Annotated in this window: 15 protein-coding genes; 6 read left to right on the top strand and 9 right to left on the bottom strand. The window is 68.4% G+C overall.

Features of this window, described 5'->3' with window-relative positions:
- Positions 1-32 precede the first annotated feature (32 nt).
- The 5 genes from add to E1295_RS12870 are packed head-to-tail and all read right to left on the bottom strand — an operon-like array spanning position 33 to position 4,553.
- Positions 33-1,037, bottom strand: a complete 1,005-nt coding sequence (gene add, locus E1295_RS12890; protein WP_132630493.1) for an adenosine deaminase — start codon at positions 1,035-1,037, stop codon at positions 33-35.
- A gap of 9 nt (positions 1,038-1,046) precedes the next feature.
- A complete protein-coding gene (locus E1295_RS12885; protein ID WP_132630492.1) occupies positions 1,047-1,922 on the bottom strand; it encodes a 1,4-dihydroxy-2-naphthoate polyprenyltransferase in 876 nt (291 codons plus the stop codon).
- Between the two features lie 12 nt (positions 1,923-1,934).
- Positions 1,935-2,543, bottom strand: a complete 609-nt coding sequence (locus tag E1295_RS12880; protein ID WP_166427196.1) for a GNAT family N-acetyltransferase — start codon at positions 2,541-2,543, stop codon at positions 1,935-1,937.
- Between the two features lie 44 nt (positions 2,544-2,587).
- The gene (locus tag E1295_RS12875) at positions 2,588-3,103 is read right to left on the bottom strand and encodes a CGNR zinc finger domain-containing protein (RefSeq protein ID WP_132630491.1); all 516 of its coding nucleotides are present in this window, start codon (positions 3,101-3,103) and stop codon (positions 2,588-2,590) included.
- 43 nt (positions 3,104-3,146) lie between these two features.
- The gene (locus E1295_RS12870) at positions 3,147-4,553 is read right to left on the bottom strand and encodes an aminotransferase-like domain-containing protein (RefSeq protein ID WP_132630490.1); all 1,407 of its coding nucleotides are present in this window, start codon (positions 4,551-4,553) and stop codon (positions 3,147-3,149) included.
- Here E1295_RS12870 and E1295_RS51810 point away from each other — a divergent pair.
- The 3 genes from E1295_RS51810 (at position 4,552) to E1295_RS52410 (ending at position 7,329) form a co-directional block, all read left to right on the top strand.
- The gene (locus E1295_RS51810; RefSeq protein WP_132630489.1) at positions 4,552-5,490 is read left to right on the top strand and encodes a DMT family transporter; all 939 of its coding nucleotides are present in this window, start codon (positions 4,552-4,554) and stop codon (positions 5,488-5,490) included. The two genes, E1295_RS12870 and E1295_RS51810, sit on opposite strands and share 2 nt — an antisense overlap.
- Before the next feature lie 44 nt (positions 5,491-5,534).
- The gene (locus tag E1295_RS12860; RefSeq protein WP_132630488.1) at positions 5,535-6,557 is read left to right on the top strand and encodes a hypothetical protein; all 1,023 of its coding nucleotides are present in this window, start codon (positions 5,535-5,537) and stop codon (positions 6,555-6,557) included.
- A 568-nt stretch (positions 6,558-7,125) separates the two neighbouring features.
- On the top strand, positions 7,126-7,329 hold the full coding sequence (locus E1295_RS52410; RefSeq protein WP_132630487.1) for a pentapeptide repeat-containing protein: 204 nt from the start codon (positions 7,126-7,128) through the stop codon (positions 7,327-7,329).
- Here the strand turns inward: E1295_RS52410 and E1295_RS12850 are convergent.
- Complete coding sequence (locus E1295_RS12850; protein ID WP_132630486.1) at positions 7,262-7,777, bottom strand: GntR family transcriptional regulator; 516 nt, start codon at positions 7,775-7,777, stop codon at positions 7,262-7,264. The two genes, E1295_RS52410 and E1295_RS12850, sit on opposite strands and share 68 nt — an antisense overlap.
- 323 nt (positions 7,778-8,100) lie before the next feature.
- Here E1295_RS12850 and E1295_RS12845 point away from each other — a divergent pair, with 323 nt between their 5' ends.
- Positions 8,101-8,355: a hypothetical protein gene (locus tag E1295_RS12845; protein ID WP_220448681.1), complete on the top strand. Its 255-nt coding sequence runs from the start codon at positions 8,101-8,103 to the stop codon at positions 8,353-8,355.
- Between the two features lie 229 nt (positions 8,356-8,584).
- Here the strand turns inward: E1295_RS12845 and E1295_RS12835 are convergent, their stop codons facing one another.
- The gene (locus tag E1295_RS12835) at positions 8,585-9,145 is read right to left on the bottom strand and encodes a hypothetical protein (protein WP_220448680.1); all 561 of its coding nucleotides are present in this window, start codon (positions 9,143-9,145) and stop codon (positions 8,585-8,587) included.
- Positions 9,146-9,739: 594 nt separating this feature from the next.
- Between E1295_RS12835 and E1295_RS12825 the strand changes: the two genes are divergently transcribed.
- On the top strand, positions 9,740-10,516 hold the full coding sequence (locus tag E1295_RS12825; RefSeq protein WP_132630483.1) for a class I SAM-dependent methyltransferase: 777 nt from the start codon (positions 9,740-9,742) through the stop codon (positions 10,514-10,516).
- 1,083 nt (positions 10,517-11,599) lie between these two features.
- Here the strand turns inward: E1295_RS12825 and radC are convergent.
- The gene (radC, locus tag E1295_RS12820; RefSeq protein WP_132630482.1) at positions 11,600-12,256 is read right to left on the bottom strand and encodes a RadC family protein; all 657 of its coding nucleotides are present in this window, start codon (positions 12,254-12,256) and stop codon (positions 11,600-11,602) included.
- A 425-nt stretch (positions 12,257-12,681) separates the two neighbouring features.
- On the opposite strand from radC, the gene E1295_RS12815 reads away from it, so the two are divergent.
- On the top strand, positions 12,682-13,446 hold the full coding sequence (locus E1295_RS12815) for a dienelactone hydrolase family protein (protein WP_132630481.1): 765 nt from the start codon (positions 12,682-12,684) through the stop codon (positions 13,444-13,446).
- 742 nt (positions 13,447-14,188) lie between these two features.
- On the opposite strand, the gene E1295_RS12805 is transcribed toward E1295_RS12815, so the two are convergent.
- A complete protein-coding gene (locus tag E1295_RS12805; protein WP_132630480.1) occupies positions 14,189-14,905 on the bottom strand; it encodes a GntR family transcriptional regulator in 717 nt (238 codons plus the stop codon).
- Positions 14,906-15,344: the final 439 nt, after the last annotated feature.

The following is a 15,344-nucleotide window of genomic DNA, read 5'->3' as shown; positions in this document are numbered from 1 at the left end:
GCAGTTATCCAACTGTGATAACGCTGGACACGTCACCCCCGCGCGAGGTAGGCGTCCACCTCCGCGAGGTAGGCGTCCTTGACGTGCCGCGGCAGCCAGGCGATCTCGAACGCGTCGCGTTCGAGCCGGGCCAGCTCGTCCCTGGTGAGCTGGAGCGCGCCCTGCAGGGCCTCCAGGTTCTCCCCGACGTACGCCCCGAAATAGGCCGGGTCGTCGGAGTTGATCGTCACGCGTACGCCGAGGTCCATCAGTTTGCGGATGCCCTCGGCCTTCATCGAGTCGGTGACGAAGCCGTTGGAGACCGGGCAGCAGGTCAGCCCCATGCCGCGCTCCAGGACCACCTCCACCAACCGCTGGTCCTCCAGGATGTTGACCCCGTGGTCGATCCGGTTGACGCCGATGTCCTCGACGGCCTGGCGGATGTGCTCGACCGCGTCGTCCTGGTCGACGTCGCAGTGCATCGTCAGGAGATAGCCCTCCTGCCTGGCCCGCTCATAGACCGCCGCGAACTTGACCGGAGGGTTGCCCTTCTCGTCGGAGTCGAGCCCGACGCCGGCGATCCACTCCCTGTAGGGCAGCGACTCCAGCAGCGTGGCCATCGCGTATTCGGCCTGGAAGTCGCGCAGGAAACACATGATGAGCTGCGCCCGCACCCCGAGCCGCGCCTCCGCCTCCAGCAGCGCCCGCCGCAGCCCTCTGACCACCACGTCGAACGGCACCCCGCGCGAGGTGTGGGCCTGCGGGTCGAAGAAGATCTCGGCGTAGCGCACGTTCTGCTCGGCGGCCTTGCGCAGGTAGGCCATGGCCAGGTCGTAGAAGTCGGGCTCGGTGCGCAGCACCTGCATGCCCTCGTAATAGATGCGCAGGAAGGACGGCAGGCTGTCGAAGGTGTAGGCGGCCCGCATCTGCTCCACGCCCGCGTAGGGCAGCCGCAGGCCGTGGCGCCTGGCCAGCTCGAACTTGAGCTCGGGCTCCAGGGTGCCCTCGATGTGCAGGTGGAGCTCGCACTTGGGCAGACCGGCGATGAAATCCTTCACCCGTCCACCCTAGAAGATGATCGCCAGCCCCACGGCGAAGAGCAGGCCGTACGCCATCTGCAGCTTGCCCGTCTGCTGCAGCACCGCGATCAGCGCGGGGCCGACCGCCCTGCCCAGCACCGCCCTGATGGGCGGGACCGCCAGCGGCGCGGCCAGCAGCACCAGCGCGGCCCATGGCGTGATCGGGATCATGGCCAGCGCCACCAGGAACGGCACCACCTGGCAGGCGACGTAGAGGGCGCGGGTGCGCTCGGCCCCCAGCAGCACGGCCAGCGTACGCTTGCCCGCCTGGCCGTCCGTGCCGACGTCGCGCAGGTTGTTGACCACGAGCATCGAGCACGACAGCAGGCCCACCGGGATCGACGCGACGAACGCCGCCCAGCTCAGCGACTCGGTCTGCACGAACGCCGTGCCGACCACGGGCACCACCCCGAAGAAGATGAACACGGCGACCTCGCCCAGGCCGCGGTAGCCGTAGGGGTGCCTGCCTCCCGTGTAGAACCAGCCCGCCGCGATGCACGCCGCGCCCACCAGCAGAACCCACCACGCGCGCGTGACGATGACGAGGACGAGGCCCAGCACGGCCGCCACGGCGAAGCTGCCCAGCGCGGCGGTCAGCACCTGCCGGGGCGTGGCCGCCCGCGAGCCCACCAGCCGCATCGGGCCGACCCGCTGGTCGTCGGTGCCGCGGATGCCGTCGCTGTAGTCGTTGGCGTAGTTGACGCCGATCTGCAGGGAGAGCGCCACGAGCAGCGCCAGGATCGCCCGCCACCACACGAAGCCGCCCTCGCCGATGGCCACGCCGGTGCCCACCATGACGGGGACGACGGCGTTGGGGAGCGTGCGCGGGCGGGCGCCCGCGATCCATTGACCGGTGGTTGCCATGTCGTCGGCCCTTTAACTGATGTCGGTGGTGAGCCGGACCATCCTGATCGGGCGGCCCATGTCGAGAACGCGTTCGGCGGTGTCCTCGCCCCAGCCGGCCGACTCGAGGAAACCGAGCACCGCGTAGTTGTCGGCGAACGCCCAGGTGACGATCTGCCGGAAGCCGTCCTCGCGCAGGTGGTCGACGGTGGCGTTGAGCAGGCGGCTGCCGTGCCCCCGGCGTACGAAGTCGGGATCGACCAGCAGCGTCAGCATCTCGGCCACCACGCTGGGATCGAGGTCGGGGTCTTCGGCGGGAGCGTGGGAGGCCAGCCCCACCACGCGCTCGCCGCCACGGGGTGTGGTCAGCGCGGCGCTGCCCCCCTTGCCCAGCGCGGGGAAGCCCTCGGTGTCGAGGATGGTCTCCACGGCCACCAGCACTCGATGCATGGCGGTGGGCGGGGCGACGATCGCCTCGTCCCACTGGCGCAGCCACATCTTCTCCGCAGCCGCGCCGGTCATCTGCTCGAGTGGCCCCTCGGGGAGGAAATCCCGATAGCCGTAACGCCAGGCGCGGATCTGCGTATTCGCAACCTGGAGCACATCCTCGCGCCGGGCCGCCCGGACGCCTACGTCTGCCATCTCGGCCCGCTCCTTCGACTGCCGTTCATGCCACAAGGCACGACTTACACCGTATCGGTGTTTGACCCTTGGGGACGACGCGAACCCTTCCTCCTCGCCCGGTAAGCCCGGGTTTTGGTGCGGTTCCCGCACACCCGCATGGAACACCACGAGCGCGACCTGTTCTTCGACGCGTCGATGAACGCCCACTGGCACGTCCCCTCCGCGCACACCTTGAGGCGGTCCCACGACGCGGTCACGGCAGCCACGGCGATCGCCGCCAGCCCGCCCCGCACGCCGCCGCCCGCCGGCGCCGCCCCGGGCCGCTCGCCCTGCCCGGCCCTGATCGTGAGGGGCAACGCGGGCAGCTCGGCCGCCTCGCGCCTGAGCGCCGTCCTGAGCGCCTCGCGCAGGGCGATCGCGGTGTGCAGGTCGTCGTCGCTGGCCCGGTCGCGCGGCTCGGCCAGGCCGCGCTCGCGCAGCCACACGGCCAGCTCGGCGGGCGACGACAGGTCGTCCGCCCGGGCCTCGACGTCGTAGGTGTTCACGAAGTCGCGTACGAGCTCCGCGGGGCACGGCATGCCGGTCACTCTAGTGCGCGTGGATCAAGCACACGTGCGGCCCTCAGGGCTCCATGGTGACCTCGTCCAGGGCCCTGGCGAGCCGGCGTACCCCTTCGTGCAGCTCGGCCAGGTGCGCGGCGGCCATGTGGGTCACCCGGATCCGCGGCCCCGGCGGCTCGGAGGGGTAATAGATCCGGCCGGGACTGACCAGCGTGCCGTGGCGCCGGGCGGCCGCCACCAGCGCGCTTTCGTCGATCTCGGCAGGCAGCCGTACCCACAGATGCATCCCGCCGGCGGGCAGCAGGTGCGGCTCGGCCCGCGGCATCCGCGCGGCGAGCGCGGCGGCCAGCGCGTCGCGGCGGACCTCGATCTCGGCGTGCACGGCGGCCAGGTGCCGCCGCCACGCCGGTGACCCGACGAACTCCAGCGCCGTCTCCTGCAACGGCCGTGCCACGAAGAACGACTCGACGAGCTGCCCGGCCCGCAGCCGGTGCGCGGCCGGTCCTCTGGCGATCACCGCCGCCACCCGCATGCTCGGCGACAGGATCTTCGTCAGCGAACCCACGTGGACCACCGTGCCGTGCCGGTCCATGGACGCCAGCGACGGTGGCGCCTGCGCGGTCAGGTAGCGGGCGAAGTCGTCCTCGATCACGAACGCGCCCGCCGCCCTGGCGACGTCCAGCACCTGCGCCCGGCGCCCGGCCGGCAGGGTCGCGCCCGTCGGGTTGTGCAGGGTGGGCTGGCAGAGGAACACCCGTGCTCCGGTCACGGCGAACGCCTCGGCCAGCAGGTCGGGCCGTACCCCTTCGCGGTCCATGGGCACCGCCGTGGGCCGTAACCCCGCGGCTCTGGCCGCCACGAGCGCGCCCGGGTAGGTGGGCGTCTCGACCAGCACCGGCGTGCCGGGTGCGGCCAGGGCGCGGAACGCGTGCGTCAGCGCCGCCTGCCCGCCGCTCACGATCAGCGCGTCGGCGGCGGTCACGTCGCCTCCCGCCTGCGCCGCGAACCATCTGCGCAGTTCGAGCAGGCCGGACAGCGGCGGCATGGCCCAGGCGCCGGGCCGCCGCACGGCCCGCGCCGCCGCCGCGGCCAGCTGCCGGTCGGGCCGCAGCCCCGGACGCAGGTAGCCACCCGTGAGCGGTACGGAGCCCTCGGCCGCCACACCCAGCAACTCCGCGACGGGGCCTTCGTCGACCACCCGGTCGCCCAGGGCGACGGTCTGCCACGACAGGTCGGCCGCGTCCTCGGTCCTGGCCACCCGCTGGGCCACGTACGTGCCGCTGCCGGGTCTGGTCACCACCCGCCCCTCGGCGGCCAGCTGTCCGAGCGCCCGCGACACCGTGACAGGGCTGACGTTGTGCCTGCGCATGATCTCCCGGCTGGACGGCAGCCGCGCGCCGGCGCCGAGCCTGGCGGCCTCGTCACGCAGTATCGCAGCGATCTTGGCGATACTGCTATCGTTGTCCATGAAGAAGGAGAATAGCGCTACTGTCCGTGATGGAGTAGCGGTCCCCGCCTCGGAGCCCGGCTCGGAGCAAAGCCGGCGACGCCGGGGCACCGCCCTGGCCTTCCTCGGCGTCCTCGCGTTCTCCGGCTCCTTTCCCGCCACCGTCCACGCGATGCGCGGCTTCGACCCGTGGCTGACCGCCCTGGGGCGGGCCGCCGTGGCGGGCGTGGTGGCGCTGATCTGCCTGAAGGCCGCCGGCCGCCCGCTGCTCCCCCCGCGCGGCCGGTGGCGCGCCTACGTCCTGATCTCCCTGGGCGTGGTCCTCGGCTTCCCCGCCTTCAGCGGCCTGGCCCTGGACCTGGGCGCGAGCACGGCGCACGCCGCGGTGGTCACCGGGCTCCTCCCCGCAGCCACCGCCGCCTGCGCCGTCGTCTCGGCCGGCGAGCGTCCCCGCCCGCTCTTCTGGGTGGGCTGTACGGCCGGCGCCGTCGCCATCACCGCCTTCACCCTCACCCAGCACCACGGCAGGCCCACCTGGCCCGACCTGCTCCTGGTCGGAGCCCTGCTGTCGGCGGCGGTCGGCTACACGGAGGGCGGCCGGCTGGCCAGGCACACCCCCGGCTGGCAGGTGATCTCCCATGCCCTCGTCCTGTCGCTCCCGCTGACGGTGCCCCTCACGGTGGTGCTGGCCCTGGCCACGCCGATGAACCCGACCCCGCCGTCGGTGGCCGGTCTCGCCTACGTGGCGCTGGTCTCGATGTTCCTCGGCTTCTTCCCCTGGTACGCGGGCCTGGCCCAGGGCGGCATCGCCAGAGCGGGACAGACCCAGCTCACCCAGCCGCTCCTGACGCTCGTCTGGGCGTGGGCCCTGATGGGCGAACGATTCGGCCCGGTCACGGTGGCCGCGGCGCTGGCCGTCCTGGTCTGTGTGGCCGTCACCCAGCGAGCCCGTACTTGAAAGACGTGACGCCGACACGCAGGATGGGGGAGGAGGTGTCACACATGGCGGACCTCACGATCCCAGAGGGCGGTTTCTGGCCTGCGCCGCAGATCCCGCAGCCCAACATCTATCCCATGGAATGGCGAGTCGAGACGGAGAAACTCGCCGCCATCTACGAGAAGTCCAAGCGCATGGTCTGGAACCCGGCCGACCTGCCCTGGGACGGCCTCGACCCGGACGACTTCACCCGCGAGCAGCGTCTGGGCATCATGTACTGGTTCGCCGTCCTGGCGAACTTCGACGCCTCGGGGCCGGCGGTGTTCGCCCGCGCCACCATCCAGGCCTTCGAGAAACACGAGGAGGACCCGGTCAGGAAGTGCTTCTTCTCGATCACCCGTGACGAGATGAACCACGAGGAGTGTTGCCAGCGGGCCATCGCCAGGCTCTGGCCGGGCGGGCCGCTCGACTGGACGCCCTCCGACGACCTTGAATCGGCCGCTCACAACAACATCGGCTGGCTCTATCACAACGGCGGCCGCTACTGGAACGGCTACAACTCGGCCGTGGGCAAATACTCGCTCCCTGTGCTGTTCACCAGCTTCATGATGGGTGAGATGGCCGCCTCGACGCTCTTCAGGGGCATGGCCTCGGGGACGCAGCACCCGGTGTTCGGCGAGATGTTCCAGCGCATCGGCAGGGACGAGTCTCGACATCTCCAGATATGCATGACCATCCTGGAGAACGAGTGGCCCGGGCTCACCGAAGACACCAAATCGCTCATCACCCGACAGCTCAGAGCCGGATTCGTCTTCCTCAGCATGATCCTCTGGGAGCCGCCTGAGGGCTTCTGGGAGTTGCCGCCGTACTTCTTGGCCAACCACCGCGTCCTCATGGACCACGCCAGGGAAGCCGGGCTCGGCGTCCTGTCGTACGAGGAGCAGGCGGAGAACTGGCGCGTGGCCATGGCCAGGGTCCGGGTGATCGTGGAGCGCTGGGGGATCGCCTTCCCCGCCATCCCGGAGCTCGACCTGGAAGGGGTGGAGGTGGATTTCATCGATCCCGAGGAGATCATCCCGGTCTTCTAGCCTGGCGCCCTGAGGTCCACGCCTGGCCGGGTGCCGGGTGCCGGTGCCCAGTGCCAGGTGCCAGGTGCCCAGTGCCAAATGCCGAGTGCCGGGTGGCAGGTGCCAGTGTCCGGGCCGGCATCCGGCCCCCCGCTCGGCGAACTGTTCACGCAGCCGGGGCACTCAGAGGGTGGGAGCCGCGGAACTCCCGGCGAAGGAGCCTGCCCTGCTCACCGGTCTCGTCCCGCCGGGAAAGGTCATCGCGGTGTGCTTGTCCGCCCTCGACCGCGCGCCATGCTCGACGACAAGGGCGAATTCGTGCACACCCACGAGCCGAGGCCGAGGGGCGGGCTCGCGTCCGGTCCTGTCCGACGACACCGGCGGCAGGGCCGGGGCGAGATCGCGCGGGGGAAGTGTTCCTTGTGCTCGCCGAGGTCACCTGGGGTGCACAGGGGGAGGGGTTCCAGGTCGTCGGGGCGCCTGGCGCGGACGGCGTCGCCGCCTCCAGTCCGTCGGGGACCGGCGTGGAAGGCGCCGCCGCTTGAGAGCGGGGTGGGTCATGAGGTGAACGACACCACGACGATCGTGCGTGGTTCCGCCTCGCGCCGTCCGGGCGTCCCTGTCCGGAGCGTCCCTGTCCGGGCTGTCTTTGTCCAGGGCGTCTCTGTCCGGGGTGTCCCTGTTCCGGGTATCCCTGTCCGGGGGAGGCCTCGCGGACGCGACAGCTATGATTCCCGATTTATGGGCCATTTCTCGGGGCTGTTCACATATGTGCCCCGATAAGGGACGGTGAAGACCCATCCCTGCTCTCTGAGGTAGGCAACGGCCTGGCGTACGGTGACTTTGGCGACGCCGTACTGGCGCATCATCATCTTCTCGCCGGGGATGGCCCTGTTCGGCGGGATATCGCCGTTCTTGATATTTGCCGCGACTTCTCCGGCTATCTTCTGATATATCGGCATCGTCTTGGGCGATCGCGGCGCGCCCGGCGGGCCGACGAACGTGCCTTCGCCCTGCACGGTGTACGCCAGCCCTTGTTCGCGCAATTCCCGGGCCACCCGCCGGGCGGTCGTCCGCGCGATGTCATATTCCTTTTCGAGCGTGGCCTCGCTCGGCACCGGATCGCCCGCTTGGAGTTGTCCGCGTTCGATCTGATCGCGGACCAGGTCGGCGACCTGCTTGTAGATGGGCACGGGCCCTTCGCGATCTAGCACGCCCGAATTATAGACGACACCGTACATGTCCGCTCAACGTGCGCGCCTACCAGGTCTATGGATACGTCCTCTAGACCAGCAGATAGTGGCGAGATTATAGTGAGCGTCATGCAATGGGAAGAAGGCGACCTGCACGGTCGGCACGTTCGGCCGGGTGTCGACGTGCACGGAGCAATCAAATGGGAGCCGGCGGCCAAGCGCCCGCGGGTGCGCGTCAGGGACAGCACGTGTGAGTGCATGCCGGTGGTTTATGAATTGTGCATCGCGGGCGGCCTGTTCTCCATTCTCAAAATCACCAGAGGGGAGGGAAGACGAAGGTCGAGGAGTTCACCACTAGACCGAACTCCCGCGTGCGTGACCTGTGGGAGTCCCTTTGTGAAGGTGCCGGCCAGGATGAGTCTGAGGTGTCGACGACGCGTGAATACTGGTTCCGGCACGAATTTCGCGAAGGGTCGGGTTCAGCCGACGAGGAGGACGCGGTGTTCGTGCGGGAGCCGGCGACCCGGCCGAACCGGTCTGGCGTGAACGTGATGTCCCTGACCCCGGGGACCGGGTCGTCGAACGCGACGATGCAGCAGCGGGGTGCCGGTCAGGCTGTTCTGTGACTTCCTGATCGAGGAAGGCCTGCCGGAGAGAAACCCGGTCGGGCGCGGGAACCACATCCGACCGCCGCACCGGCGAGCACGCGGACTTCCTGTTCGCCTTCCACGCCCGCCGCGTCCCATCGACCTACATCAACAGCACCATCATCCCGCTGCTCTGCCGCAAAGCTGGCGTCCCGACAGCAGACGTCCGTGGCAACATCACCAGCCACCGGGCCCGCTCCACCACGCCTCACCGCTCTACAACGCCAAAGAACCCATGACCCTGTTCGAGCGCGCCACAGCCCAACCGGTGCCGCACGAAGTCCGGATCGGCATCGCCGAGATCGATGCTGTTCTCATCAAGAGCGTTGGCGATGTGGAAACGACCGGCGTTGAAGAGGAACTCCACAGCGAGGGTGCCGTCCGCCAGGTCGTAACTCGAAGGACGCCACTCGAGCAGAGCAACTTCGCGCAGTTCCTGGCCGATGAACGGCTCAAGCCGTTCATCGGCGCTGGACCACGCAGGTGTCTCCTCGACGTACTCCCAGCCGGTGATCGCAGCCGTCGTGTCGATGGTGTTCCAGCTGATCGACAGCTCATCGAACTTCCAGTGGCAGATCTCTACCCGGACACCGTCGAAGTCCAAGACGACGGGCCAGTCAGCGAACCAGTCCCCGTCCTCGACGAAACGCACGATCGCGAACCCCGTCAGGCGGCGGCCACCAAGCGCGGCCAGGCTGGGTCCATGGTTCTCGCGGACGGCTTCAAGCCCGACGAGAAAGGTCGGCTCGAAGCCGGAAATGCCCAACACGATAGCCGATTGTCCAGGTTCTTCACGGGACCAGCCGGCCGATATCCACTGCCGAGCCGCATGGCCCCCGCTTGACAGATCAGGTTTCACATAATGATGCGGTTGACGTGCCCCTCGACCGGGCCGGAACGGAAGGGCATGGCCAGACCCGCGTGGGCTGTGTCGAGATCGCGGCGCAGGCCTGTGATGTGGTTCGCCTGGCCGGACTCACCGCACCCGGCAGGCCGAACGCCGCTGCCGATGGCGGAAGTCGGACCCAGCGCAGCGGGCCCTGCCGGTCTGGCCCCTTTGCGCAATGGTGACACCTACGCTCGCCTGGCCGCCGTTTCGCCGCGAGGACCACCACGGCCTGACGCTGTGCTCGCGAAGCCGTTGATCCTCTGGCCGCCGTGGCCGCTGACGTCCACGCCCGGCTGACCTGGCTTGGCATCACCGGAACCGAGCACCTCAGCGGGATCAGGCTCCACGGGGACACTTCTCCGGAGGCTTGCCGTACCAGGCCGTCGGGATGAACAGCCTCACCGTGTGATGAGACAGTGGGCAACCGCGTAAGGCGCTGCCGTCGAGGAGTGGATCGCGACACCGGGGTGGAGAATGCCGAGCGTTTATGACAGCGAACGGCTGGCGGCAAGCTACGCCTTCGACCGTCCTCCTGTGCATCAGCGCATCCTCGAGTCGGCACGCCTCGAACGTCCGCTCCGGCGAGCCCTGGATGTCGGATGCGGCGCGGGCGTGTCCACTGCGGCACTCGCGCCCTTGGCCCACCAGGTCATCGGCCTGGAGCCGGTGCCGGCCATGCTCGCGCACCGACGATCCGTCGCGCCCTCCGCTCGTTTCGTCATCGGCGCAGCGGAGCGGCTGCCGTTCGCCGCGGAGTCGTTCGACCTGGTCGCCGCCGCCGGCTCACTCAACTACACCGACCTTGCGGCCGCCCTTGCCGAGGTGGCTCGCGTCCTGACTCCTGACGGGATCTGCCTCGTGTACGACTTCTCCAAAGGCCGCTCCGCGCTCACAGGCGACGCGCTGGCGGCGTGGTTCGAGTCGTTCGAGCAACGATTTCCGTCACCGCCTGGATGGCGGCCGACGGCCGTACACGATGCGCCTCTCGCCGGGACGGGGCTGAGCCTGCTCGATCACACCGACCTGGACATTCCCGTACCGATGACATTGGACGACTACCTGCGTTACGTGCTGGGGGAGGTCGGCGTGGACAGTGCCATCGCCCGCGGGAACGACAGCGCCGAGCGGGCACGTGAGTGGTGCCGCCGCACGCTCGCGGAGGTGTTCAAGGACGGAGAGGTGACCGTGGTCTTCCACGGGTGTCTGACCACGCTGGTTCCGACCGGCGGCAGTCGGCCCGCTGCTGGATGACGGCGCTCGACCTGGTGGAACACGGACGCCGTCGCCTCCCGCCCTTCCGGCGGCGACGTTCCTCTGAACGCACTCTGCCCCCGCGCAGGCAGGGAGGGCTGTAGCCGACGGTGTATGGCGTGGATCGTTCACCGAACCGGACTGCGGGCTGTCGTCGTCATCAGTATGGCGATCAGGCGTTGGGACAGGAGGGTGTTCTCACGTGCCATGCGCACACCACCGTCACGGCCACATCGAAGCGGGCTATCGGACAACCGTTGACAGACGCATGGTCTCCACTGTGTCGTCGGGGTCGGTGCGGATCAGGCATGACACCGCGTCGGAGCTCGCCTCCCGCGACCGTACGGACTTGGCCGGCCCGTGGGAGGAGAGTCGGCTCGTCGAGGTTCGGATGGTCGACGGTGTTCGGATGCAGGTGGATGGTCGGGATCGCCGTCCTTTTCCCTCCTTAAGGACACGACCGTTACGCCCGAGGAGTCTCGAGTGGGCTTATCTGGGGTCAGGCAGAGAGTCTGATGATCGCTCGACTTTCGGCGACGGCGTGGATACACGTGTGACGTTCACGCCGGCGGAGGGATGGCCGGATCTGCCGCGTTGACGGTGAAGCCGGGAAGCATTCGGGCGCACTGGCCGCGGATCTCCGCGCCCTGGATCCAGTTATGGAAGGCCAGTGATTCCCGGCTGCCCACGGAGGGTGGGCAAGGCCATGCAGTTTCCACCGCAAGGCCTTGCCCACCAGTTGACGGTCGACAGTTGCCGCGTCTGAAGTCCGTCAAGCAGTGAGGGTGCCAAAAACCGTCCTGCACCAAAGGTGTTTCGCGCCGGTCTCTGGCGACGCGCCTGCCCAATCGCACGACGTAAACGATCGGGCTTCGCCCGGGACCGGCGCGAAACCATGGACGTGGCGACGCGCCCTCCGGAGGCACAGAACCACGCCATGACGGGTGCCGGCCGACTGATGTCCTATCGGCCACCCGCGGCATTAGGCTCTCATGGTTGTCTCTTGGAAAACTGCAGTTCGTCGCTATGCACAAGATCATGGTGTTTGATGTTGGCTGGGCGAGAGTCCGCGGCGGATTGGGTCTATGTCGGGATTCGTCGCCAGGCCGCATCGACGATGATCAGGTGGTCGAGGAGTCGTACGCCGACGGTCTCGGCAGCCGCGAGAAGCTGGGCCGTGGCTTCCAGATCGGCCACACTCGGCTCCAGAGACCCGCCCGGATGGTTGTGTGCCAGGCCGAACATCGCGCCACCCGCGGTCAACACTTCGGTGATCACCTCCCGGATCGGCACCGTCGTATGGTCGGCCCCGCCTTCGGACAGCACCACGCGTCGCAGCACCCGGCCACGGGTGTCACACACCACCAGGACCAGCCGCTCCTGAGCACGATCACGCAGCAGGGGAGCGCACGCGTGTGCCAAGTCGGACGTGTTGTTGATCTGCTCCCGCTCCGGCCACGCGTCCGCCCGCCGTACGAGATGGAAAGCCGCACTCACTCGCGCGGCCTTGGCAGGGCCGACGCCGGGCACGGTGAGCAACTTGTGCGGCTCAGAGCGGCTGAGCGCCTCCAGATCCCCGCAGTGCTGAATCACCTGGCTGGCCAGATCCAAAGCGCTCGACCCACGAAACCCTGAGCCCAGCAGCACGGCCAGCAGCTCCCGGTCGGCCAGCGCAGCAGCGCCACTGGCCATGAGCCGTTCGCGGGGCCGGTCGCCTTTCGGTAGATCCTTGACTCGCATCGACAACCTCCGCGACCGTTCTATCAACGCGTACCGACAATCTCTGACCTGCGCATTCGTCGCGAACGGCACCCGTCCACCTTTGCCGCCCACAAGGCGGAATATCGCGTCACTACGGCGTACGGTCGGACGGAGGATCCGCCTGCTCCTTCCGCACTCCGACGTGAGCGAGCGGTCCCTCGGCAGCCCTTTGAGGCAGCACCACAACGCACCGGAGCCGAAATGCGTTCACCGGTTGGTGCGGTGACCGGAACGATCACCGGGTTGGCGCGCAGGGCGCTATCCAGGCGTGACCACGGAACCTGGCGGCATACCCAACGGTGACCGGGCGGCGGGAGATCAACCGCGGTGGGCGCCACCGTCGCCGGCCCTGCCGCCCACATAATTCGCTCGCCCGTCAGCGGGAATGCCGATGTAATCCGACCATGCGCATCGCCTCAGAAACCGTCGCTGACGGCATCCGCGAACAGCTCTTCACCATCGGAGAGATCCCTGGGGTGCTGTGGACGCCCGCCGAGGGCTCCGGTCCCCGTCCGCTGGTCCTGATCGGGCACGGCGGCGGCCAGCACAAGAAGGGCTGGGAGGTCGTTTCCCGGGCCTTCCCCTACGTCACCTCCTGCGGCTTCGCGGTCGCCGCGATCGACGCTCCGGGTACCGGCGACAGGCCGGAGCACCCGGAGATCCGGCGGCTCGTCGCACTCATCCAGGAACGAGAGGCCGTGGGCGAGTCCTTCCGGTCCTGCCCGGAGTGGCCCGCCCTCAACGAGACCGTGGCAGCGCAGCTCATACCCGACTGGCAGACCACCCTGGACGCGCTCCAGAATCTGGACTCCGTCGGCGACAGCCGGCCCGTTGGGTACTACGGCCTGTCCCAGGCTGGCGAAATGGGCATCCGCCTCGTCGCGGCCGAACCTCGGATCAAAGCCGCCGTCCTCGGCCTCGTCGGAAGCGACTGGCTCATCGACACCGCGGCGCGGATCACGACCCCGGTCGAGTTCGTGCTGCAGTGGGACGATGAAGGTAATCCGCGGGACTCAGTCATGAAGCTGTTCGACGCGCTCGGCTCCACCGAGAAGACCCTGCATGCCAATCCCGGCGGCCACTTTCGAGTCCCGTCCTTCGAGATCGACAGCTCGATCAGCTTCTTCGCCCGGCACCTGGACATCCCCGGCGCCGCTAGCACCTCCTGACACATCGGCGCCACGCCGACGCGCGGTCCGTCGCCAGTGCTCGTTGAAGAGGCGGATCATGTCGTGCACGGTGTCCTCATCGGCCTGTACTACACGCACGACAACCGGGACAGTGTTACCGCCGACGGAGGCCGGCAGGATCATCGCTCGCCGATAGGGAACCGCGCTCATCGTGCCGCGCCGCGCGATGCGTTGCCAGTTTCTGCCCTTCTTGGTCCGTGAACCTGCCGACCTTCACGGGTTGCGTTACCTGGCCGCCCGAGTGCCGACCGGACGTGGTCAGCACCATCCAACTGACAGGAACGCCCTACAGGCCAACCGGCTGATCCTTTCCTGTCACCGCACAAGCTGTCCTGTTCGCTGCGGTACGCCCGCCTGGCGGCAGGTGTGCTGCGTTACGCTGCACCGTCAGACGATATGCGCATCCCATCCCGATGCCCCGCCATCCGGTATGGGAGCCCCGTCCCGATGCACCATCAGCCGGCGCGCTCTTCCGTCACAACTTGCCATCGGGGGTGTGCCTGCGGGCTGTGGCCGTGGAGGCGATGACAAAGGGGCGGGCTCCGGGCGAGGAGATGCGCTCACCCGGAGCCGGAGCCGGAGCCGGAGCCAGAGTTGGGGCCCGGAGCTGGGGCCCGAAGCCGAGGCCCGAAGCCGGAGCTGGGGCCGGAGCCGAGGCCCGAAACCGGAGCTGGGGTCGGAGCCGAGGCCCGAAACCGGAGCTGGGGCCAGGGTTCGGGCCTTAAACCGGCATGCTGTACGTGATTCGGAAGCGGTCCCCCGGGATGACGATGTCGCTGGTCTCAACAGGACGATCGCCGGCCCAGTGGGTGCGTTCGATGTGTAGAACATGAACGCCCGCCGCCAGGTCGAGCGCATCGATCTCCGCGGGACGGGGGACCCGGGTGTGCACGCTCTCGACGATCTCGGTGATCTTCACACCATGGGCGTACATCCTCGCCACCAGGCTGCGCCGTTCCTCCTCGGAGTGCGCGGCGAACTCCATCGGCTCGTAAGAGGTGGCGAGCTGCAGCGGCCGGCCGTCGCCGCGATAGACGTAGCGCGTTCTGCTCAGCGTGGTCGACTCCTTGAGGCGTAGCCGCCTGGCGATGTCGGGTCCCGCTTCGGCTGGCTCGCTATGCCAGTCCCATGTCACGCGCCTTCCCTGCGACTGCAGGTCTGCCGCGAACGGGGCGGGATGATCCAAGAACCGCCATCGATGCAACGAGGTTAGGTCGGGGCGCTCCCTGACGTAATGGCCCGAGCCCACGCGGCCGATGATGAGGCCTTCACCCGCGAGCACGCGTAGGGCGTGACGGGCTGCGGTCTCTCCGACCTGATATTTGCGGGTCAGCTGCGCCCGCGACGGAATGGGCGCGCCGGGGGGAAGGGTACCGTCGGTGATCTGTCGCCGGATGTCTTCGACGACACGCAGGTAGACCGGATCTGAGGTGGCCACTAGTCCATCCCTGGGGGTTCGTGTGAGGCGTTGCCCTATGTTGCCGTATTCGGCAGGTAACCGACCGTCATCGATGACTGCTGGAGCCCCAACTTTGCGATGGCGGAAAATTATCGGAGAAACCCTGTAACGCGGATGTAAGGGACACCGATTCTCCGATAGAGGTCGTCGATGTGTGTACCCCCGAGCACATATCGGCGACCTCTTCCATGCCCGGGGCACCGGTGGCTCTGAGATCGAGCAAGCCTGTGCGCGGTCCGCCGCGGCATCCGACGAGACACCCCTGTGGCAAGAGATGCCACTTCGACTGCCTTGGCACCCTACATCCGCAGATCGGACAGTACGTCACCGTTGGAAAGGCGCATCCGACACGGGCTTGGAGAGGGCGGCTGGGCTGGCGGGGGCAAGGGATCGGGTGGCGTGGTTCTCCGTCTTTGTC

The organism is Nonomuraea mesophila (genome assembly GCF_004352805.1).
In the GTDB taxonomy this organism is placed as follows: domain Bacteria; phylum Actinomycetota; class Actinomycetes; order Streptosporangiales; family Streptosporangiaceae; genus Nonomuraea; species Nonomuraea longispora.
This window is presented reverse-complemented; position numbering and strand designations above follow the sequence as displayed.